General features: G+C 57.5%; 20 protein-coding genes, 1 CRISPR repeat array and 1 riboswitch. Of the genes, 9 read left to right on the plus strand and 11 right to left on the minus strand.

What is annotated here, in order from left to right:
- The first annotated feature begins 30 nt into the window (after positions 1 to 30).
- Positions 31 to 2,316: a CRISPR direct-repeat array (repeat unit 29 nt; unit sequence CGGTTCATCCCCGCCCGTGCGGGGATCGG).
- A gap of 110 nt (positions 2,317 to 2,426) precedes the next feature.
- The 7 genes from cas2e to casA are packed head-to-tail and all read right to left on the minus strand — an operon-like array spanning position 2,427 to position 8,603.
- Positions 2,427 to 2,720: a type I-E CRISPR-associated endoribonuclease Cas2e gene (cas2e, locus tag ADS46_RS07800; protein ID WP_066318466.1), complete on the minus strand. Its 294-nt coding sequence runs from the start codon at positions 2,718 to 2,720 to the stop codon at positions 2,427 to 2,429.
- The gene (gene cas1e / locus ADS46_RS07805) at positions 2,721 to 3,641 is read right to left on the minus strand and encodes a type I-E CRISPR-associated endonuclease Cas1e (RefSeq protein ID WP_066318470.1); all 921 of its coding nucleotides are present in this window, start codon (positions 3,639 to 3,641) and stop codon (positions 2,721 to 2,723) included.
- A 9-nt stretch (positions 3,642 to 3,650) separates the two neighbouring features.
- Positions 3,651 to 4,340 (minus strand): type I-E CRISPR-associated protein Cas6/Cse3/CasE, encoded by a 690-nt coding sequence (gene cas6e, locus ADS46_RS07810; protein ID WP_066318480.1) that lies wholly within the window; start codon positions 4,338 to 4,340, stop codon positions 3,651 to 3,653.
- Positions 4,340 to 5,089: a type I-E CRISPR-associated protein Cas5/CasD gene (cas5e, locus tag ADS46_RS07815; protein WP_066318482.1), complete on the minus strand. Its 750-nt coding sequence runs from the start codon at positions 5,087 to 5,089 to the stop codon at positions 4,340 to 4,342. The genes cas6e and cas5e overlap by 1 nt, the downstream gene beginning before the upstream one ends.
- A gap of 9 nt (positions 5,090 to 5,098) precedes the next feature.
- Positions 5,099 to 6,190 (minus strand): type I-E CRISPR-associated protein Cas7/Cse4/CasC, encoded by a 1,092-nt coding sequence (gene cas7e / locus ADS46_RS07820; protein WP_066318483.1) that lies wholly within the window; start codon positions 6,188 to 6,190, stop codon positions 5,099 to 5,101.
- Between the two features lie 47 nt (positions 6,191 to 6,237).
- Positions 6,238 to 6,903: a type I-E CRISPR-associated protein Cse2/CasB gene (gene casB, locus ADS46_RS07825; protein ID WP_066318485.1), complete on the minus strand. Its 666-nt coding sequence runs from the start codon at positions 6,901 to 6,903 to the stop codon at positions 6,238 to 6,240.
- Positions 6,903 to 8,603: a type I-E CRISPR-associated protein Cse1/CasA gene (casA, locus tag ADS46_RS07830; RefSeq protein WP_066318487.1), complete on the minus strand. Its 1,701-nt coding sequence runs from the start codon at positions 8,601 to 8,603 to the stop codon at positions 6,903 to 6,905. The genes casB and casA overlap by 1 nt, the downstream gene beginning before the upstream one ends.
- Before the next feature lie 573 nt (positions 8,604 to 9,176).
- On the opposite strand from casA, the gene ADS46_RS07835 reads away from it, so the two are divergent.
- Positions 9,177 to 9,608 carry a DUF29 domain-containing protein gene (locus ADS46_RS07835; protein ID WP_066318488.1) on the plus strand — a complete coding sequence of 144 codons (432 nt, stop codon included), beginning with the start codon at positions 9,177 to 9,179 and terminating at the stop codon, positions 9,606 to 9,608.
- Positions 9,609 to 9,613: 5 nt separating this feature from the next.
- On the opposite strand, the gene cas3 is transcribed toward ADS46_RS07835, so the two are convergent.
- Complete coding sequence (gene cas3, locus ADS46_RS07840) at positions 9,614 to 12,292, minus strand: CRISPR-associated helicase Cas3' (protein ID WP_234346787.1); 2,679 nt, start codon at positions 12,290 to 12,292, stop codon at positions 9,614 to 9,616.
- A 225-nt stretch (positions 12,293 to 12,517) separates the two neighbouring features.
- Between cas3 and ADS46_RS18860 the strand changes: the two genes are divergently transcribed.
- Genes ADS46_RS18860 through ADS46_RS07855 form a run of 4 tightly spaced genes read left to right on the plus strand, consistent with a single transcriptional unit; the run spans position 12,518 to position 15,345 of the window.
- Entirely contained in the window at positions 12,518 to 12,667 is a 150-nt protein-coding gene (locus ADS46_RS18860; protein ID WP_175474716.1) for a hypothetical protein, read from the plus strand.
- Entirely contained in the window at positions 12,664 to 13,398 is a 735-nt protein-coding gene (locus tag ADS46_RS07845) for a metal ABC transporter ATP-binding protein (RefSeq protein ID WP_066318490.1), read from the plus strand. Before ADS46_RS18860 ends, ADS46_RS07845 begins: the two co-directional genes overlap by 4 nt.
- The gene (locus ADS46_RS07850) at positions 13,382 to 14,272 is read left to right on the plus strand and encodes a metal ABC transporter permease (RefSeq protein ID WP_066318495.1); all 891 of its coding nucleotides are present in this window, start codon (positions 13,382 to 13,384) and stop codon (positions 14,270 to 14,272) included. Before ADS46_RS07845 ends, ADS46_RS07850 begins: the two co-directional genes overlap by 17 nt.
- 41 nt (positions 14,273 to 14,313) lie before the next feature.
- Complete coding sequence (locus ADS46_RS07855; protein ID WP_066318497.1) at positions 14,314 to 15,345, plus strand: metal ABC transporter solute-binding protein, Zn/Mn family; 1,032 nt, start codon at positions 14,314 to 14,316, stop codon at positions 15,343 to 15,345.
- A 24-nt stretch (positions 15,346 to 15,369) separates the two neighbouring features.
- Here the strand turns inward: ADS46_RS07855 and ADS46_RS07860 are convergent, their stop codons facing one another.
- Positions 15,370 to 16,245 (minus strand): LysR family transcriptional regulator, encoded by an 876-nt coding sequence (locus ADS46_RS07860; protein WP_066318500.1) that lies wholly within the window; start codon positions 16,243 to 16,245, stop codon positions 15,370 to 15,372.
- A 168-nt stretch (positions 16,246 to 16,413) separates the two neighbouring features.
- On the opposite strand from ADS46_RS07860, the gene ampC reads away from it, so the two are divergent.
- Together ampC and ADS46_RS07870 are read left to right on the plus strand one after the other, a co-directional pair.
- On the plus strand, positions 16,414 to 17,577 hold the full coding sequence (gene ampC, locus ADS46_RS07865) for a class C beta-lactamase (RefSeq protein WP_420706112.1): 1,164 nt from the start codon (positions 16,414 to 16,416) through the stop codon (positions 17,575 to 17,577).
- Between the two features lie 87 nt (positions 17,578 to 17,664).
- The gene (locus tag ADS46_RS07870) at positions 17,665 to 18,345 is read left to right on the plus strand and encodes a cupin domain-containing protein (RefSeq protein WP_066318503.1); all 681 of its coding nucleotides are present in this window, start codon (positions 17,665 to 17,667) and stop codon (positions 18,343 to 18,345) included.
- Here the strand turns inward: ADS46_RS07870 and ADS46_RS07875 are convergent.
- Together ADS46_RS07875 and gloA are read right to left on the minus strand one after the other, a co-directional pair.
- Positions 18,337 to 18,699 (minus strand): DUF6164 family protein, encoded by a 363-nt coding sequence (locus ADS46_RS07875; protein WP_066318504.1) that lies wholly within the window; start codon positions 18,697 to 18,699, stop codon positions 18,337 to 18,339. The two genes, ADS46_RS07870 and ADS46_RS07875, sit on opposite strands and share 9 nt — an antisense overlap.
- Position 18,700: 1 nt before the next feature.
- A complete protein-coding gene (gloA, locus tag ADS46_RS07880) occupies positions 18,701 to 19,234 on the minus strand; it encodes a lactoylglutathione lyase (RefSeq protein ID WP_066318506.1) in 534 nt (177 codons plus the stop codon).
- Positions 19,235 to 19,432: 198 nt separating this feature from the next.
- Here gloA and ADS46_RS07885 point away from each other — a divergent pair, with 198 nt between their 5' ends.
- On the plus strand, positions 19,433 to 19,807 hold the full coding sequence (locus ADS46_RS07885) for a DUF2237 family protein (RefSeq protein ID WP_066318507.1): 375 nt from the start codon (positions 19,433 to 19,435) through the stop codon (positions 19,805 to 19,807).
- 107 nt (positions 19,808 to 19,914) lie between these two features.
- Complete coding sequence (locus tag ADS46_RS07890) at positions 19,915 to 20,259, plus strand: hypothetical protein (protein WP_066318510.1); 345 nt, start codon at positions 19,915 to 19,917, stop codon at positions 20,257 to 20,259.
- 47 nt (positions 20,260 to 20,306) lie between these two features.
- A riboswitch (TPP riboswitch) is annotated at positions 20,307 to 20,403 on the plus strand.
- Positions 20,404 to 20,416: the final 13 nt, after the last annotated feature.

Below are 20,416 nucleotides of genomic sequence, written 5' to 3' on the forward strand. Positions count from 1 at the left end.
GACGAGTTCGCCATCTACCTGCGCCAAGGGCGGTTCATCCCCGCCCGTGCGGGGATCGGTTCATGCTTCGCCTTACACGCCTCCTCCGCTGCGGTTCATCCCCGCCCGTGCGGGGATCGGCGAATGCGAAGAAAAAAGAAAAGGAGAGAAAGCGGTTCATCCCCGCCCGTGCGGGGATCGGGGATGCAGTTTGCGCACCATTTATCGTGAAATGGGTTCATCCCCGCCCGTGCGGGGATCGGCTCTCCACGTAGACGCGGGCAAATTCGTTTATCGGTTCATCCCCGCCCGTGCGGGGATCGGGCATCTCCCATGATTAACGTGATATCCGTTATCGGTTCATCCCCGCCCGTGCGGGGATCGGATCAGCAAAACCCTCTATAGCCTCACTCAATTCGGTTCATCCCCGCCCGTGCGGGGATCGGTATCACATCTTCTGGGTAAAACCAAGTGCCATCGGTTCATCCCCGCCCGTGCGGGGATCGGACGATGATCCGGTATGGGTGCCCGCCAGTGAGCGGTTCATCCCCGCCCGTGCGGGGATCGGGGCGGGGTCACGACTCATGCCTGCGTACTGAACGGTTCATCCCCGCCCGTGCGGGGATCGGCGAATCGACGATGCTCGGCCTCTGTATCACCACGGTTCATCCCCGCCCGTGCGGGGATCGGTGGTGGCATTGCCATCAGTTAACGTTACCGTACGGTTCATCCCCGCCCGTGCGGGGATCGGGGTGAATAGGGCGTGTAGTCCTTGTCGATGCGCGGTTCATCCCCGCCCGTGCGGGGATCGGCGGCCAACAGGTCCAGGTCGGGCGCCTGCAGGCGGTTCATCCCCGCCCGTGCGGGGATCGGGCCATCGAGCAACTGGCATGGCCGCACGTTGACGGTTCATCCCCGCCCGTGCGGGGATCGGGGGCACGTTCCACCATTCGACAACGACTGAATCGGTTCATCCCCGCCCGTGCGGGGATCGAGCGACTTCGCCTGCCGTCAGCTGGTCCATCGGCGGTTCATCCCCGCCCGTGCGGGGATCGGCGAGAGAATGGAACAGCCAGCCCGACTAACAGCGGTTCATCCCCGCCCGTGCGGGGATCGGATGCCTGCCGTCGTGCCGACACCTATGCGGCACGGTTCATCCCCGCCCGTGCGGGGATCGGATGCCGTGTCACATATCACTGAGCAAAGAGCGCGGTTCATCCCCGCCCGTGCGGGGATCGGGAAGTCACGATCAGCCGCAAAGAGTACGACCGCGGTTCATCCCCGCCCGTGCGGGGATCGGAACGCTGACGATGACAAGCATCTTCATGGTGCCGGTTCATCCCCGCCCGTGCGGGGATCGGTTGCAAGTTCTCGCTGTGTTGCTGTGTGGAAACGGTTCATCCCCGCCCGTGCGGGGATCGGAGCAACGCCACCAGCGCAATCCCCGCCAATCGCGGTTCATCCCCGCCCGTGCGGGGATCGGGTTGAAGTCATCACGCTGTATCAGGCAAGGTGCGGTTCATCCCCGCCCGTGCGGGGATCGGAGGGGTCGTCAGAAGTTGGCACTGACGTAAGGCGGTTCATCCCCGCCCGTGCGGGGATCGGGTGGGTTCGAGCTTGAGTTCGAGTCGTGATTGCGGTTCATCCCCGCCCGTGCGGGGATCGGTGGTCAATGGCAGTCGGCATCGCCTTAGCTGGCGGTTCATCCCCGCCCGTGCGGGGATCGGCTGGGCTTTGCGCTTGAGCAGAAGGCGACACACGGTTCATCCCCGCCCGTGCGGGGATCGGCAAGAAGGTAACGCGCAATGACACCACGAATGCGGTTCATCCCCGCCCGTGCGGGGATCGGCAAGCACGTCAACGGCGCCACCTGTCTCGTCGCGGTTCATCCCCGCCCGTGCGGGGATCGGTCGATGCCAACTACGACAATCTGACAAATGCGCGGTTCATCCCCGCCCGTGCGGGGATCGGATCGTGTCGGGCTCTACAAACCCGCCGCAAGGCGGTTCATCCCCGCCCGTGCGGGGATCGGACTCCTTGCCCACGGTGTCCAGCGCCGTTTTGCGGTTCATCCCCGCCCGTGCGGGGATCGGCACAACGCAAGATCAACTACCTCATCCGGCCACGGTTCATCCCCGCCCGTGCGGGGATCGGTGCAGGAAGCGACTAGACATTGGCAAGTGGAACGGTTCATCCCCGCCCGTGCGGGGATCGGATCCAAGTCGTCCGGGTCTGCGTAACATAGACCGGTTCATCCCCGCCCGTGCGGGGATCGGGGGGTCGCGAGGGGGCACCACAACAGAGCTAACGGTTCATCCCCGCCCGTGCGGGGATCGGACTTGTTGTAGACATTTGATCTACAAGAAGAAAATAGCAGATAAAAAATCTACCAGCTATTTTGCTTACTTTTTAACCACATTAAGTTTTTAAAGAACCAATAAAATCAGCTAGTTAACCTGTGGGGGTAAAAAGCGCACCAAACGTAACCCGTCATGATCGACCGGTTCCCGGCGATTTTCACCATAGGTTTGGAACTCGAAGCCGGATTCATGGTTGCTGGCCCAGGCCATTGCAACGTTGCCGCCTTCTGCGAGGGCTTCCACCTGCTCCCAAATCATTTCGCGAATGCGCCGACTTACATCGCCAACGTAAACACCGGCTCTAATTTCCAAGAGCCATACTGCCAACCTGCCACGTAGTCGCGGCGGCACGGCTTCTGTAACCACTACGAGCATCGCCATTTATCCACTCCTGTGCCCAGCATCCCCCACCGAAGGCGGCTCCGGGATAGCCGGTGGCACCGCGTCGGGTGCAGGCGGAGGAGGCTGTATATCGCCAGCGGCAAGCACATCTTCGATCATGGGGATTAAGCGCTGGAGTATACGGGATTGCTTGAATGCATCGCGGCAAGCAATACGAACTTCTCTTTCCGGCATTGGCGGGTTACGCGCCGCCACTCTAAAGGCCGCAGGTACTACGGTTTCAAACTTAACGATGTCGGCGATATCGTACACGAAACTCAATGGCTTGCCGGTGTGCAGATAGCCAATCGCGGGAGCGTAGCCTGCCGCCAAAATAGCGGCTTCGGTGATTCCATATAAGCAGGCAGTCGCGGCAGAAAGGCATTGGTTAGCCACATCGGAGGCATCCCACTGTTTAGGGTCGTAACGACGTCCGTTCCATTTCACGCCATACTGCTTGGCTAACAGTTGATAGGTTTTGCGCACTCTTGCGCCTTCCATACCCCGCAGTTGCTCAACGCTTCGACGCGAGGGCGGTTCCTCACCAAAACGCAGCTCAAACATTTTGCGTACCACTTTTAGGCGCAGTTTTTCATCCAGCGCCAGCTGCGCTTGGTAGAGCAATTTATCTGACCGCGCGCCGCCCGGCTGGCCAGCGCTATAGAGCCGTACGCCAGCATCACCGACCCAAATCAGTAGCGTACCTACCGTCGCGGCGAGCTTAATGGCGGCATGAGAAACCCGTGTGCCCGGTTCAAGCAACAGGCATGCGACCGAACCCACCGGGATGTGCATGCGCTCGCCATTCACTTCATCAATGACGACGAAAGCGCCGTCGCGCACATCGATCTGCCCCATCCCGATAAAGATCATCGACATTCGGTCTTTTTCGGGAATGGGCTTTAGTGGAATAAAGCCCATGTTGGTCTCCTAAGGTCGGCGCAGTAGTAGCAAACCACCGCCAAATGCCTTGGCCCGCCCAATGCCGTGGGCCATTGTTTCGATCAGCTTTCCTGGATGGGTAACTTCCAACAAGCCTTCGTAATCCACCGTAGAGAACTGAACCGGCTTGCCGCTGCCTTTAGTCAGTACATGCTGGCGGTAGGCACCCAGCTCTGGCGTAACCGGCAAGCTAAAGCCCCATGTTTCAGCACGTCTTTCGAGCCATTCACGGGCCTTGCCGCTCATTGCATCAACACAGGCTTGGCTGGTGCGTTGTCCTGGCGGGAATGGTTTTTTGGCTGCCATTAACACATCGGCGCGCTGGCCGCGTTGCCCTGGCACGGGAACCGCTATCGTGGGGTTAGCACGCAGGCGAAATGCCAGTGTCTCGCCCACTTTGAGCTCAGGTGCGTAGGGTTTGCTCTCAGCGGACAGCAAACCTGGCACTGATGTGGGTTCACGATCTGAAAGAACGTAAAATAGCGGTAACCCTTTAGGGCCTCTGCCCCCTTCGGTTTCTTCCAACTCTTGTCGGAAAATAAATGGCCTTGAGCCTTCGTAGTCGGGAAATAGCTGCCATAAAAGCTGATGGGCCGTATAAGCTTCAGCGTTCATCACATCAAACAGCTTTTCGCGAGAAAGCCCGTTAAGGTCAATACGTACGCGTGAGAGATACATTAGCGCGCCTCCTCTGCTGCTATAACCCGGCGAAACTCTAACCGAGGGCCAAACTGCCAGCGGCGGCGATTGAGTGGTAAATCCCACACATCGTTGTACTCTGCCACTTGGCTGCCGTCTAACCCACTCGCCTCCCCTTCCCAGGCGTATAGTGCCTCATTGGGAAAACGCAGCGCCTTTCTGTCTTCTTGGCAGTTAAACGCCAGCTTAGGGAACGACGTATCAAGCGCCTCTTTAAGCGTGTGGCACTGCCGCACTTGAGGCGCCAATGGCGCGGAGGGCGGGCAGGATTTCCGCCCTAAATATAGCGGGTAATGGGGTGTTTTCAGCGCTTGCTCAAGCTCGGCAAGTGCCAGGGTTGCCGCAGGCGTTAACCATACGGCCACTGTCCATAGGCCATCGCAGCGATAGTCGCGGCTGGAAAGAATCGTTTTCAGCATATCGCGCGGCGCGCTTAGCTCTTCTTTGCGCGTATGATAGCTCACTTTTGACTGTGCCGCGGGCACCTGCACCGTGTGGTAGTCGCGCATCAGCATACCGGGAGTGGACTGTTTGACGCCCATGGCAATGCTTTCACGGAGCTGCATTTGGCCTTCATCGTCATCCCGGCGAATACCTAATGCGGCCCCAAGCAACCCCAAAACAGCCCCTTTGCCGGGGTAAGTAGCGGTAGGACGCGTTTCACCAACGGCGGCTTCCCCCCAACTGGCAAGCGGCGCATAGAGCCGAAAAATAAGATAGTCGGTCATGCGGCCTCCTTACTGGTCGGCTTTTAAGAAAGCGATCAGTTCTGTAAGGCTGCCTTTTTTAACATTGCCTTTTAACTGCGGTTCTTCATAGCCGGTCTCGGCACTGGTGACAAAGCGACTGTCAGCACCTGCGTCATAGGCGCTATCAAACGCGTTAGCTTGCTCTTCAATACGCTTAATAGCATCGAGTGCTTGATCCTGCCCCACGATAGGCCGTAGATAAGCGGTTGAGAGTGAGCGTGGCTGCTGGTTGCCTTTTTCAGCCAGTACGTAGCTCGCATGGGCTCGGGAGCCAAAGCTGTTTTGCTTACCTTTGGGTGACATTTTAGCCGCAGCTTCCACCAATGCAGCAATTGCCTGGTTGGCCAGCTCACTGTTGCCCTGCAGGTTCTCAACAAGCTGCTGCCGGTCAATGCAGATATAGAGATAGAATAGCCCGGCACCATAGCCAGATTCGCCAATATGCGCGGCCCCCCGGTCTTCATCGCCGCTGTTTAAGTCATCGACAGCAGTAAAGTAATCATCTTCCACTTCGGCAGCGTGCACGGTAATCGCGTGGGCAACCTGGCAGGCAGCATCGACGTTGTACTCGGGCACGGCGGCCAACATGCGACCAAACAGCGCCACATCGGCGGCGGCAGGTTTGTGGCGCAATAGCTTTAACTCATCATCGTTTGGCTCACGCTTTTCCGCCGCCAGTGTCTCCACTAAATCGCTGATGGCTTGGCGTTCTTCCAGGCCCACATGGACGAGCTGCTCTATCTCAAACTCTTTGGGTTCGCCTTTTTCTACTTTGCGCAGCTTGCCAAATACGCCCGCTATTTTTTCTGCGCAAGCCCCTGCCATTTTTTGGTCAACACCTTTCGCGACCAACTGATCGTAAGCCTCTTTGCCTAAACGCTTGGTGCGCGTGCCCACATGCCCAGCCAGTGCTTCTTCAAAGAGCGCAGAGGTACGCCAAGTGCGTTTAAGGCTTTGTGATGAAACACGTAGACGCTTAGCACCACCCATCAAGGCAGTTTTGGGGCGGCCTAAATCATCACGGTTCAGATTGGCAGGCGGATAAGAGGTCAGCAGGTGCAGTTGAATAAAATGGCTCATGGATAACTCCGATAGTGAGGTAAGTATGAAACTTAAAAGGATGGAAACTAATCGCTGCGATGGGTATAGCGAGACGTTGCCGCGAAATAGTCATTTGCCAGGACAAAGCCAAGCCGCTGGGTAGGCTTGGCAGATAAACGCCCACGATGCTCGCGCCACCAGAGTGAGATAACACTCGCCAGCAGTACGACACTGACATCCCTCTTCTCTGCAAGCGCCAGTGCGCGACGTAAGCGCTGGATAAACTCTTCCGGCGTACGGCAAGAAAGTAGCTGTTGAAAACGCAGCTCACTCATTAGCGGTTTACCGGTTTGCTCTTTTTGCTGGCCAAGGCGTGAGGCTAACGACGCGCTCTTCTTTTCTTCGCGCAACTCTGCGGCTATTAACGCGATGCATGACCACACTTGCAGCTTTTCATCGCGATAATCCGTTTGTTTCGTCGTCTCCGGCAGCATCGCCCAAAGCTCGCGAAAACCTTGGGTTAACATCACGGCTTCCGCGCTATTACAGCGGCGCAGTACCGCTCGTACACCACGGGGTAGCGGTGGCTGGGGGGTCAATGCTTTCAAAGCCTGTGGCGGCAGCGTCAACCGCTGCCACCAACGACGTAGGGCGACGGCTTCATCCCGTTTCAAAGCGACGAGAGACTTTTTCTCCGCCTCGGTCAATAAATCTTCTTTCTCGGACGTTTCCGGCGTTAACATGTCACTCATCAGGCATCTCCTGTCGTGATTGCAGCAGAGGCCGCGATACGCTTGGCCTGCGCGGAGGGGTCAAAACCACCCTGCTGGATAAAGTCACTCACCACTTTGCTACCTTTACTCTTGCCACCAAGAAAGCTTTGTAGCTGCCTATTAGCAGCGGTGGCACGTTCAAGATCCATGCTTTCCTGGGCACCGCTTAGTGCCAGTTCTTCGAATACGCGCATGGCTTCACGCTTAAGGGCGAAGTACCAACGTTCTGCGATGCCGGGAGGAATATGCGGAGGCGGCGAGTCTTGTTGCAGCACCTGCTGGAGGGCTAGCAACGTTTTAAAAAATTCAGGCTGGGTTACATCGTAAAATTGGTTATCAATGGCGCTCATATCGCCCTTGGCATCTGATGGCCGCGAGAACCAGGCATTTTTCACCTGGGTGCGCACCATCCAGGCGATATTGCGTGAAAGTTCGGTCAACTGGTGAATCCACGAGCGGAGCCTTTCCTGCTGACCGGGTGGAATTTCCACCAGGGGCATTTCCACGCTGTACCACCCCCGCGGCTTCATATTGTCCATGTCGTAGCCAAACACCCATAGCCGCGCCTCTCTCTGCGGCTCCGGAATGCCTGAATCGAAACGACGCGCATCCCTTACCACCACTTGTTTCTCGATGTAACTTTTCAGCACTGCCGCCGCTATCGCGCCGCTGTTGTCCTCGTCATTAAGAACAAAACCTGACCAGTGCCGATAGCCCAGCCCGCCCGGTTGGCCTTTGCCGGAAAGCGGAAGTTCATTAGGCTTTTTGGGATCACGTCTATAGGGGGTTAGCGGGTGTAGCCATGGGCCATCGTAGTTTGCCCCCTGTTTTTTAGCACGTAACTCGCGCACTATTCGCTGCGTTTTTCGCCCGCAAATATCGCACGGGCATTCATCTGCGTCTTCAAATAGCAGCCGGAAGCGGCGCGGCATTGACCAGTAAGCGTGTAGTGGGTGGGTGTCTTCAGGTAGCACCTCGGTGCCTTTTTTATCGCTTACCCGCGTATTAGCCATCCAGAAAAATAGTGAAGGTTCTTCTGGGTGCGGCGTCGACCACTGCTGCCCTTTCTGAATGGTTTCTTTCTGCGTAATGACGTTTAGCCACAGCCGCTCCCACAGGCTGGCATCTGATGACTCCGGCATCACCAGCGTTGTCAGTGGGCCACCACCACGCAAACCCACACGGATACCGGCACCGCCCGCAGGTGCGTTAATCTGCATGGTGTACAGCGCTATGGCCGCGCAGGCGTCACACATCACCTCAACACGGCCGCGCTTGACGAAAAAGTCGGTATTGTTTTTGATGCCGTTAGCACCGGGGGCATCAATTAATAAACCGCTGACAGTGGCGTTTTTCACATCTTCCAGCGGATCAAGATCCTGCATAAAGCGTGGGCCGTCGCCGTCCAGTTCAAAAGCACTACTGAAAGGGACGAACGCTTTTTCCAACGCCTCAACACTGGGAGGCACCATTAACCAATCAAGCCAATCGTCGTGAGTTTTCGGCGATAGCGCTGTTTGTAGCAGGCCGATCAGGAACTGATAGGCCGCCCCTTGAAAGTCCGCTCGCGGCAGAGCGAGGTTAATTACATCAGAATCAGCCACTGCGGAGGGAGGGCGATTCTCTACCTCACCATCTTTCAACAGGAAGGGTAACCATGGGTCGTCAAGTAGGTTCATGAGCACCTCAGAAATGCTATAAATTAAAAAAAGCTGGCCTCATTACTGAGACCAGCCAATACAATCAACTATTTCTTTGGTTTCTTACTTTTGCGTGTTGGCCGAGGTGAGATTGGCCAGGCTTGGTGCCCGTAGTCATGCGCATCGAGAACCTTCCCATTTTTTGTCTTGCGATAGCGTCGGAAAATCATCTTAGCCTCCTTCGAAGGCGTTGAATTCGAAGTAGACGACTTCTACTTGCGTAGTAGCACCGAAGACCTTAACTTTGTCGTTGCGAGCAACAATGCATGGTTTGGTGATTAGTCGCCTTTCTATGCATCAATTTTACAAGGTTCTCTCCAGTTCTGGTTGCTTATAATCATTGAGTGCCTGAGAAGTATGTTCTCCCCATGCGTAACATGTCAACTGTGATGATAAGATGCTTTTCTCTGCTCTAGCGGAGATCAACCGGTTCTGTCCAGAGCTGAAGCACGTTCCCCGCATCTGCGGGGCCACCTAAATATTCATTTTCAGCTTTCTATGTTCATCAGACAGACCTTCTTATCAGCAAACAGCCGAGTGAGGATCAGAACAATGGCGATTCATTATGAGCAGGACGCCTACGCCTGGGCGCTTGAACAGGCGGGGCTGCTGCGGGCTGGAAAACTGGACAAGCTGGATCTGGAGCATCTTGCCGAGGAGATTGAGAGCATGGGGAAAAGCGAGCGACGCGCCTTGATTAGCCAACTGGCCCGCTTGCTGATGCACCTGCTGAAATGGGATCACCAGCCGGAACGCCGCTCGCGTAGCTGGCGGTTGACGATCCAGGATGCTCAAAGCAAAGTAAATCGCCTGCTGCAGGACAACCCCAGCTTGAAGGCATCGCTGCCTGAACTGATGGACGCAGCCTACGATGACGCCCGTCGTGCCGCGGCTATCGAAACTGACCAGGAACCCCAGGAGTTTCCCGAACAGTGCCTGTACAGCTTTGAAGAAGCGATGGACTTTCAACCCAACGAACATTGAACGCCTCATGACGTTTGTTCCTTACTGCCTAACCGTAAGCCCCACTGGGTATCGTAGTCACAACCAGGGTCATCGCTTGGCAACCAGGGCTGGGTATACTTCAGTGCTTTATAGCGCTCTTGAAGGGTAAGCCACTGGCTTTCATAGCGGCTTGACAGTGCTGCCAACTTGGCGGCTTGGCTTTGGCGTAGCTTCACCTGGCTAAGCATATCGGCATGGCGGCTCTCGCCCGCCCATAGCGCCAGCTCGTTATCATCGGTGAGTGACAGCAGCACAACATTAACCGTGGGCTCGTCCATCAGCCTTGTGCCTATCTCTTGCTCTTCCTGCCACTGGTCGCTTTTTATGTAGCCCTCCTCAAGATTGAGGGCGTTGAAGTTCGCTATCGAGCCAGCCGTTCTTTGCATTCCTTTTTGCTCATAGCGCGCTGCCTGCAGGGCATCAGGAATATCATCAGACACTTGTCCATACACCCTCTCAATAAGATCTCTTGCCCTCTCCGGTATACAAATCTCACCCAGGCGGCGCAGCACCCGCTGGGTTAGCCAGCATAGGGACGTATCCCGATAAACCGCCTGGGTGCCTGGCAACGTGCGCTGCAACCATTTTTCGTCAGGATCATCTGCCCAGGGCGGCGCTAGCACCAGTAAGCGCGGCAAACAGCGCTGCCCTCGATGATGGCGTTGTAACCGCCCTGCCCGCTGAATAAGCAGATCAATGGGTGCGATATCGCTAATCATCACATCGACATCGCAGTCGAGAGATTCCTGAAATACCTGGGTACTGATCAATACTTGCCCCTTGCGTATTTCAGGCGTTGAGTCTTTGCCTAATCGATCAATGACCTGGGACTCAATGCGCTGCCTATCTACCATGGCAAAGCGGCTGTGGAACAGCAGGCAGCGCTCGGGTTCAAGGTGGCGGGCAGCGATGGCTTCGAATGCACGAATAGCGTCATCTACTGTATTGCGCACCCAAGCGATACACTCACCGGCCTCCACAGCTTCCAGCACCGCCTCTATCGCCTGCTCTTCTTCGTTAAGCCAAGCGACTGTAACGCTTCTGGACACCTCTTTGCGCGATCCCAGCGGCAACTCCAACGGCTGCTCCTCGCTCACATGGGTCAGTAACGGAAAGTCATCTTTTTGTGGTTTCGTTGCTGGCTGACCAAGCCCTGATTGCCAAGCAACCATTAAGGCACTGCGCATGGCACGGGGGAGCGTGGCCGTTAACAGAATCGCGCTACCGCCCTGGCGAGCATGGTAGACCAGCAGTTGGCTGAGAAGTGTTTGCATGTAATTGTCGTAAGCGTGCACCTCATCAATCACTAACACCTTTCGCGCCAGCCCGTACAAGCGAAGCGACTGGTGGCGAAACGGCAAAATAGCCATTAAGGCTTGGTCAATGGTGCCTACACCCACTTCCGCCAGCAGCGCCTTTTTACGTGAATCCGCTAGCCATTGGTTACAGCGGCTCGTGGCTGATAGCTCTCCAGCGGTGTAATCCAGATCACTAGGCTGAAGTGCGGCAACGGCGGCGATAAAATCGTCGTTTAAATCCCGCGCGCCGTGGGCAAGGACAAAGGAGGGAGAAGATTCTGCTGTATAAAACCGGCGATGCAAATTACCCAACCGCGAATACATGGCGTTAGAAGTCGCCATAGTAGGCAGTGCGAAATAGAGCCCATCGCCGTGACCTGCCGCTAATAGGCGCTGGGTCAAAATGCAGGCGGCCTCGGTTTTGCCTGACCCGGTGACGTCTTCCAAGATAAACAGCTGCGGCCCGCCTGAGATCTCTACTGTCTCGGCAGCCTGCTGCAAGGGCGTTGGCGTTATGGATTGCTTACCAAACCAATCTGACATTCCAGCATACGGCAACGGCTTGGAAACGTTGCTAAACCCTGCTTCTTCCAATGCTTTCTCAGCATTGTGTAACGCAATTTGCCAATAATCGGCGAGAGTAAGCTGCTTTTGGAGGTAGGGAAAGTGATCCTGGTTCGAGCCCAACCAATCACTTATGGTTGCCCAGCCTGCAATTGACCAGCTTAGCGTCTGTAGCGCATACACCCACTCTTCTGAAAAAAGCTGTTCGACTGGCCACTCTGGTGGAACGACGCTGGCCCAATCGGCAATAAATTGGCGCGTTGCTTCAATATCGTCGGCATGCTCGTCACAGCAGAAAAACATCTCTACGTCGATATTGCCTGCGCTTACTGGCTGGCCGTGATGACCAAAGAAAGGAGCACTGATAACAGGAAAGGCCGCGCGAAGCGCTTTGACTGTAGAGCGGCTCGGATCACAAGGCCACTGCAAAGTGCCATCCTCTAACCAGTCTCGCCATTTAGCCTCCCAAACCACTGCCCCTAAGCGGTCATGGCGCTCGGTATAGGCATATTGCGCAGCGGGAGGTACTAATGCCAAGTTTGAGGTCGGTTGAAAAAGCCCCTGGAAAGATCGTGAAAATTTGCCAATGTCGTGCAAGCCCAACCAAAAAACCAATAGATTACGCAGCACTGCAGGCTCAAGACTTAGTTGCGCTGCCAAACACTGTGTCAGGGGTCTATCAGGTGAAAGCAGCCGCCAGCCCACGGCTGCAACATCGAGGTTGTGATACGGCAATAGATGACACTCTACGGCCATTCCCTTGGCTTGCGCTTTGCCCCAATAGCGATAGTAAGTCACCATTGCCCCTCCATCGTTTTTCTAGCCTCATCTAATCATTCTTTATAACGAAACACCATTGACCCTCGTCATACGTCTCTACCCCTAAATCCTCCCCGTCTGATCTGATGGCATCGCGGCATGATTAGCGTTGCCCTGCGCCGCTGAGCGAGTAGAATAATTGGCAAATTTATTGGCATCGCCAATTGTTATGTTATAACCTATTTTGCCATTCACGAGGTCGGTTTAATGAGTGAGCATTCGCATCGCCATAACAAGGAAGGCCCTTGCCATTTTTCGCTGATGTCGCTGTCGGCGTTGCGGCGGCTGCTGTCGGTCTCGGTACCCTTGCTGGTGCTGTGGTTGATGGTGTGGTGGGCTAACGGGTGGGCGTCATGAGTCAGCGTTCACTATCACGCCTGCAGTTGCATAACCTGCATTTGGCCCAGGGGCACCGTACGGTGCTTGAGCATGTGGAAGGCGACTTTCAGCCTGGGGCGATCACCGCCTTGATTGGCGCGAACGGGGCGGGCAAAAGCACCCTTATTCAAGCCATCATGGGTGAACTCCGCCCGATGAATGGCAAGGTCGTATGCACCGTGCCCAAGGAACGCCGGGCCTGGCTGCCACAGCAGTTGGCGCTGGACCTATCCTTCCCGATGAGCGTGGAAGAGCTGGTGATGACCGGCAGCTGGCCGAGCCATGGGGCGCTGAAAGGCTATTGCGCGGCGCACTACCGCAAGGGCCGCGATATCATGGCGCGGCTGGGTATCTCACACCTGGCGCACCGCCCGTTGGGTGAGCTTTCCGGCGGCCAGCGCCAGCGCGCCCTGATTGGCCGTACGCTGATGCAGGAAGCCGAGCTTCTGCTGCTCGACGAGCCGTTTGCCAATGTGGATAGCGAGACGGTGGATATTCTGATCCGTATTCTGCGCCAGATGGCCGACAACGGGGCCACCCTGATTCTGGTGCTGCACGACATGGATCACCTGCGCCGCCTGGCCGATGAGGTGTTGATGCTCAACGGCGGTCACGGCCGCTGGGTCTCGCCAAGCGCCTTGACGCATCAACATGCCCCGGCGGAAGTGGTGCCGTTCACACTGGGAGGCCGTCATGCTGGCACTGCTTGATGCCTGGTTTATCGCGCCTTTCGATTACGGCTTCATGCGCCGTGCGGTGGTCGGCGGCCTGGCGCTGTCGTTGGCGGCGCCCACCCTGGGGGTATTCCTGGTGTTGCGCGGCATGAGCCTGATTGGCGATGCCATGGCCCATGCCATTCTGCCGGGGGTTGCGCTGGGCTTTTTGCTGGCGGGTTTTTCGCTGCCGGTAATGAGCATCGGCGGCGTGCTGTTCGGCGTGATGGTGGCATTGCTTGCCGGGGCAGTTTCCAAGATGGGCGGCCAGCGCGAGGACGCCGCCATGGCGAGCTTTTTCATTATTTCCTTGGCGGCAGGCGTGATGCTGATCTCGATCGGTGGCAGCAGCGTCGATCTGACCCATGTGCTGTTTGGTTCGATTCTGGCGATCAACTCCACCGCGCTGCTGCTGATCGCTGGGATGAGCACCTTGATTGTGCTGACCCTGGCGGTGATTTTCCGCGCCCTGGTGGTGGAATGCCTGGACCCGCTGTTTTTGCGCGGCCAGAGTCGCCGCAGCGGCTGGGTGCACAGCGTGTTTTTGGGGCTGCTGGTGCTCAACCTGACCGCCGGGTTTCAAACCCTGGGAACGCTGATGGCAGTGGGCTTGATGATGCTGCCAGCTACCTCGGCGCGCTTCTGGAGCAAGCGCCTGGAGGGGTTGATCGGGATTGCCGTGGCGCTTGCGATGATTGCCAGTACCGGCGGTCTGTTGCTGTCGTTTCATCTCGATATTCCCTCAGGCCCCAGCATTATTCTGCTGGCCGGCAGTGGCTATCTGTTGTCTGCCCTGTTCGGCCGTTATCACAGCTTGGCGGCGAGGTGGCGGCGTAGAACGGCGCCGCTGCCAGCCGAGCCGAGCACTTGACGTTCGGGCGTGGCCCGCTGCATTTCCACAGGAGTGATGACATGAGATTGCCCCCTTCCCGCTGGCTGGTTGGCGTATCGGCCCTGCTGGCGTTACCCGCCGCCATGGCGTCTGAACGTGTCCAGGTGGTCACCAGCTTTTCGATACTCACCGATATGGTCGAACAGGTCGGCGGCGAGCACGTCGAGGTGACCTCACTGGTCGGGCCCGACGGTGATGCGCATATGTATACCCCGAGCCCGGGGGACGCGCGGGCGCTGGCTGACGCGGACCTGGTGGTGTTCAACGGGCTGCTGTTCGAAGGCTGGATGGAGCGCTTGATCGACGCCAGCGATTACACCGGGGCGCTGGTGACCGCAACCGCAGGCATCGAGCCACTTGGCCGGTCAGGCCACGATGACCACGGGCATGACGACCACGCTCACGATAACCATGGACATGACGATCACGGTCACGCTGATGAACACGTCCATGGCGACGATGACCCCCACGCCTGGCAGGACTTGGCACGCGCTGAAACCTATGTGGCGAATATCCGCGATGGCTTGATCGAAGCCGATGACGACAATCGCGAGGCTTATCAGGCCAATGCCGAGCGCTATCTGGCCGAGATCCAAGCGGCGGATGAAGAAATTCGCACGCTGATCGAAGAAATTCCTGGCTCTACCAGCGTGATTACCGGCCACGATTCGTTTGGCTATTTTGCCGATGCCTACGGCGTGCGCTTTCTATCCCCGGTGGGCCTGTCGACGGAAGCCGACCCCAGCGGCGCCAGCATGGCCGAGCTGATCGACGTCATTGAAGAAGAGAACGTCGAGGCGCTGTTCCACGAGAACATGACCAATCAGTCGGTGCTTGATCAACTGGCGGAAGAAACCGGATTGAGCGTGGCTGGCACGCTATATGCGGATGCCCTGAGCAGCGAGGGCGAAGCAAGTACTTACTTAGGAATGATGCGTCACAATGCCAGAACGTTGCACGATGCGTTAGCCGAGCCCGGTCATGAAGAGACTGACCACGAAGATCATGGTCATGATGATCACGGCCACGACCACGGCGAGCATGACCACTGATCGGAGCCAATCAACCCGCGCTACTCAGGCGTTGGTCGCCTTGAGCAGCCACGCCCGGAAACACGCCATGGCATGGGTTTCGGGGCGTGTCTGCAGGCGCGTCAGCCAGTAACCGCCCAAACTGACAGCGGTGCTGAAAGGCTGTACCAGCGCGCCGCTGCTGAGTTGACGGGGGAACATCAGGGGTGGCGCCAACGCCACTCCCGCGCCTTGCAAGGCTGCCTCCACCATGGCGATGGATGAGTCGAAAACGATGCTTTTCGACATCGGATAGCTGCTGGGCAACCCCGCCGCCAGTAGCCACTCGGTCCACTCATCAGCGCGATAGGAGCGTAGCCAGGTCTCGCCCAGCACATCCGCTGGGGTGTTGAGCCGGGCAGCGATCTCTGGCGTGCACATTACCGACAGCGACGCCGGTAACAAGGGCTGTGCGGCGGTACCATGCCATGCCCCGCTACCAAAACGGATCGCAAAGTCGAGGCCCTCGGCGGCCAGCTCGGCGCGATTGTTATGGGTGGAAAGGCGTAGGTCGATAAACGGGTACTGTTGCCGAAACTCATCCAGACGTGGCAATAGCCAGCCGACGGCAAAGGTCCCCACCACGCCCACATGCAGCACTTCCCGATAACCGCTCTCGCCTATCCGGTCCAGGGTATGTGCCATCTGGTCAAAGGCGCCATTCAGTACCGGCAACAAGCGCTCGCCCTCTTGCGTCAACATCAGCCCTCGGGGCAGGCGTTTAAATAGCGGTACCTTCAACTGGCTTTCGAGCCGTTTGACCTGGTGGCTAACGGCCGCCTGAGTAACGCATAGCTCATCCGCTGCCTGGGTAAAGCTCAAATGCCTCGCCGATGCCTCAAAGGCACGTAACGCGTTTAGCGGCAGATAGGAGCGCGCCATCCAGACCCCCTAATTTTTCTAATGGCTTGGGCAAAATATCGCCGTTTGTGGCCCTCACCTGCCCACCCTATATTAGCGACTGTCAGGCGCGTATCGGCTGGCGACAACACCCGGCCCACTGACACTCACCTTCTTTCACAACCGCAACAGGATCCATGTATGCGCAGGATGTTAGCAGCAAAAACCGGCTTTATCATGACAGGTGCTCTGCTTTTCGCCAGCACTGTCTGGGCGCTTGAAGACGCTGACGAGGCACACATCGAGGCGCTAGTAAACGATACGATCGCTCCGCTCATGGCCGAGCAGCGTATTCCAGGGATGTCAGTTGCGCTTAGCATCAATGGCCAGCCGTATTACTTTAATTATGGCGTTGCCGATCTGGAAGCAAAAACCCCGGTCACCCAGGAGACGCTGTTCGAACTTGGCTCCATCAGCAAGGTGTTCACCGCTACGCTGGCGGCTTACGCGGCCTCCCGCGGCGACCTGTCGCTGTCTGATTCAGCCAGTCAGCACCTGTCGGCCCTTGAAGGCAGCGCCTTCGATGAGATCACCCTGCTGGAACTGGGTACCTACACGGCAGGCGAGCTTCCTCTGCAATTCCCGGAAGCCGTGCAAGATGAAGCGGCGATGGTGGACTATTATCGCCAGTGGCAGCCTGAGTCACCGCCCGGCAGCCATCGACTCTACTCCAACCCGAGCATGGGCCTGTTCGGTTATCTCGCCGCGCAAAGCCTTGGCAAGCGGTTCGAGACGCTGATGCAGGAAGACCTGTTGGCACCGCTGGGCCTTGAGAACAGCTACTACCAGGTGCCCGACGCGCAACAGCCGCGTTACGCCTACGGTTACTCCCAAGATGACGAACCGATCAGGGTGAACCCGGGCGTGCTGGACGCCCAAGCCTACGGCTTGAAATCAACCGCGGCAGACGTGCTGACGTTTGTGGAAGCGAATATGGATGCTACCGGGCTTGATGGACCACTCGGCCAGGCCATGGCGACTACGCGCGCGGGTTACTTTGACGTCGGCAACATGACCCAGGGTCTTGGCTGGGAAAGCTACGCCTATCCGGTCACCCTTGATGCGCTTGTCCAGGGCAACTCGCTTGAGATGATCCTCAACGCCAACCCTGTCAGCCGCTTGAGCCCACCGCAGGCCCCCAGGCAGCAGGCGTTCTACAACAAGACGGGCTCTACCAATGGCTTTGGCGGCTATGTGGCCTTTGTGCCCAGCGAGCAGATCGGTATCGTGATGCTGGCCAACCGCAATTACCCCAATCAGGCACGCATTGAGGCGGCTCATCGACTCCTGACCGCGCTGACTGACGGGCGCTGAGTGCAGGATTGGCATCAGCGAAAGTTGCATTTTTCGCTGTCGATAAGGAGACTAGCACCACTTCCTTTGCCTGCAAGAGTCAGCCCCATGCGTTTAAACGCCGACTTTACCCGCTTTGCCTGTGTGACACCGGAAGATTACCGCTGGGTGGCCTCGCCCAGCGCTGGCGTCGAACGGATGATGCTCGACCGTATTGGCGACGAAGTCGCCCGTGCCACCAGCCTCGTACGCTACGCCCCCAACACCCAGTTCGACCCGCATACCCACGGGGGCGGTGAAGAAATTTTGGTGCTGGAAGGCGTGTTCGCCGACGAGTATGGCCGTTATGCCGCCGGCAGCTACTTGAGGAACCCCATCGGTACCGGCCATACGCCGAAAATTGGCGATGAAGGGGCCTTGATACTGGTCAAGCTGCACCAGTTCGACCAAAACGATGAGCTGCAGCTTGCCGTCCCTGCCCACCGCCTGCCCTGGCAGCCGGACCGTCGCCCCGGCATCAGCTACAAGATGCTGCATACCTTTAAACAGGAGAGAGTCAGCCTGGAACACTGGGAGGCTGGCCAGGCCATTGAGTATCCGGTGCTGACCGGCGGGCTTGAGTTTTTCGTGCTGGAGGGTGCCTTGAGCGACGGCGACCGGGAATACACCGCGGGTAGCTGGTGCCGCTACCCCAGCGGTATGGCCCTGACCCTCACAGCCGGAAAGAACGGTGTGCAGATGTACCTCAAACGCGGCCACCTACCGCCTGTCCAGGACGCTTCAGCCTAAGGCCATAAAGGGCAACAGCGTCAACGCCACCAGCAATACAATGGCCACGCCCACCAGCGTGATTTGCACGGGGTGGGCACTAAAACGCTGCCATAAGGTGGGCGCATCGCCCCGTGCGAGGGCCTCGTTGTGCTCTTGCCTGGCCCGCGCCTGGCGCTCGGCCTGATACTCCGCCAGCAGCGCATTGGCATCATCTAGCTGGCTCAAGTCGTGCAGCCAGATGGCATCCACGCCCAGCCGGAAGAAGCCAGCCTGCGTCTCGTAGGTATCCAGGCCGTGGGCATCGAGCAACTGGCGAACCTCCATGGCCTCTTCGTCGGTCACATGGCGCAGGCGGAAAAGCAGATGCGCCATGCTAATCGCCCTTGTTGACCATCAGATCCGCCTGGACCACTTCAATCCAGTAGCCGTCCGGGTCTTTGACAAAAATCACGTCTTGCATCTTGCCCTGATCGGCACGCTTGACGAAGGTGACGTCGTGCTCGTCGAACCACGCCTGGGCCGCCGCCAGATCGGGCACGCTAAAGCAGATATGGCCAAACCCCTGGGGCTCGGCGTTGCCATCGTGGTAGGCAAAGCCGTCCTGATTTTCCGTGCCCCAGTTGTGGGTCAGCTCCAACAGCCCCTTTTGACTGAACGTCCAGGCGGTTCTTGCCTGCGTCTCTTCAGGCACTTGGTCAGCGTCTTCCAGGTTAGCCAGGAAGTAGAGGGAAAATTGCATTTCTTCAAAATCAAGCCGACGCATCACCTGCATACCAAACACCTGTGAATAAAACGCCAGCGCACGCTCGGGATCCTTGACCCGCAGCATGGTGTGGTTCAAACGGAATCCCTGGGTCTGCTCGGGTGCCGGGGCAACCCCTGGATGCTGCTCACCTTGAAACGACATGCACTATCTCCTTTGACGTATCGGTTACTTTGTACAAGGCTGTAGAATCCTGGCTACCAGTCTTGAGAAACCGTCTGTACCCGCAGCCTTTAACCACCATCGTGACTCGCCCTCATGGTTCACCAGGATGATCGGTGTCTATCGTTTCATCATGAGGGCAGTCTGACAAAATACCAGCCCTTGCGCTAAGGAGGCCTTATGGCCCGCGATCTCAATGTGCTGGGTGAGCCGCTCACCCCGTGCTGCCATGACCCCAAAACCGGCTTTTACCGCGATGGATTCTGTCGCGTGGGGGCGGATGATGTGGGCGTTCACTCTGTGTGCGCCATGCTGACGGAGGAGTTTCTGGCCTTTTCGCTGGCACAGGGCAACGACCTGGTAACGCCACGGCCTGAATTTGGCTTTCCTGGCCTGCAGCCCGGCGACCGTTGGTGCCTGTGCGCGTCACGCTGGCTGGAAGCCGCCGAGGTAGGCCTGGCACCGCCCGTCGTCCTGTCCGGCACTAATCAGAAGACCCTCGACATCATCGGCCTGGACACCTTGCGCCAGCACGCCCTGGATGCCGTGCATTGAGGAGGTTGCGCCTTGGATATTCTGTGCAAACATCCTACACTTCCATTATAAATTTTATACACCCATCAGTTGGTCCCCACCGGACGGGTATCCCACAGGAGTAGGTCATGGCCTCGATTGATACGACCCTTGGCGATCAGATCACCTTGAAGCAGCTTTCCCAGGCGCTCCGCAATGGCTTCTCGCCAATTGTGGAGGTTGAATCAATGGACGGCATCTATAAAGTGCGCTTTCACCATGCCAATGGGGTTTCCGATTTATCCAATGCCCAGGGGCATGTCAGCACCTTTCTGGGTACTGGCGAAATCCGCGATACCCTGGGTGAATTGGGCTTGACCCATGGCGTGCTTACCTTTGCCGATCAATGCGGCGACGAAATGATCGGTGTGGCGGGGAAAGCCATAACGCCCGATGAAATGCTCACCTACGGAACGCGCATCTCGTTTCGTTAAACGAGCCTTTCCAGGGCTTTACAGACTCGTCCAAGCCACGGATAGTAGGGGCACGACAGGGGCGCTCGTCACCGAACGGGCTGAGAAGCACCCTTATAACCTGAACCGGCTAATACCGGCGTAGGGAGTCGTGGTGCCCCGTCACCACCTCCCTGCC

The sequence above is a fragment of the Halomonas sp. G11 genome (genome assembly GCF_001663515.1).
Lineage (GTDB): Bacteria > Pseudomonadota > Gammaproteobacteria > Pseudomonadales > Halomonadaceae > Vreelandella.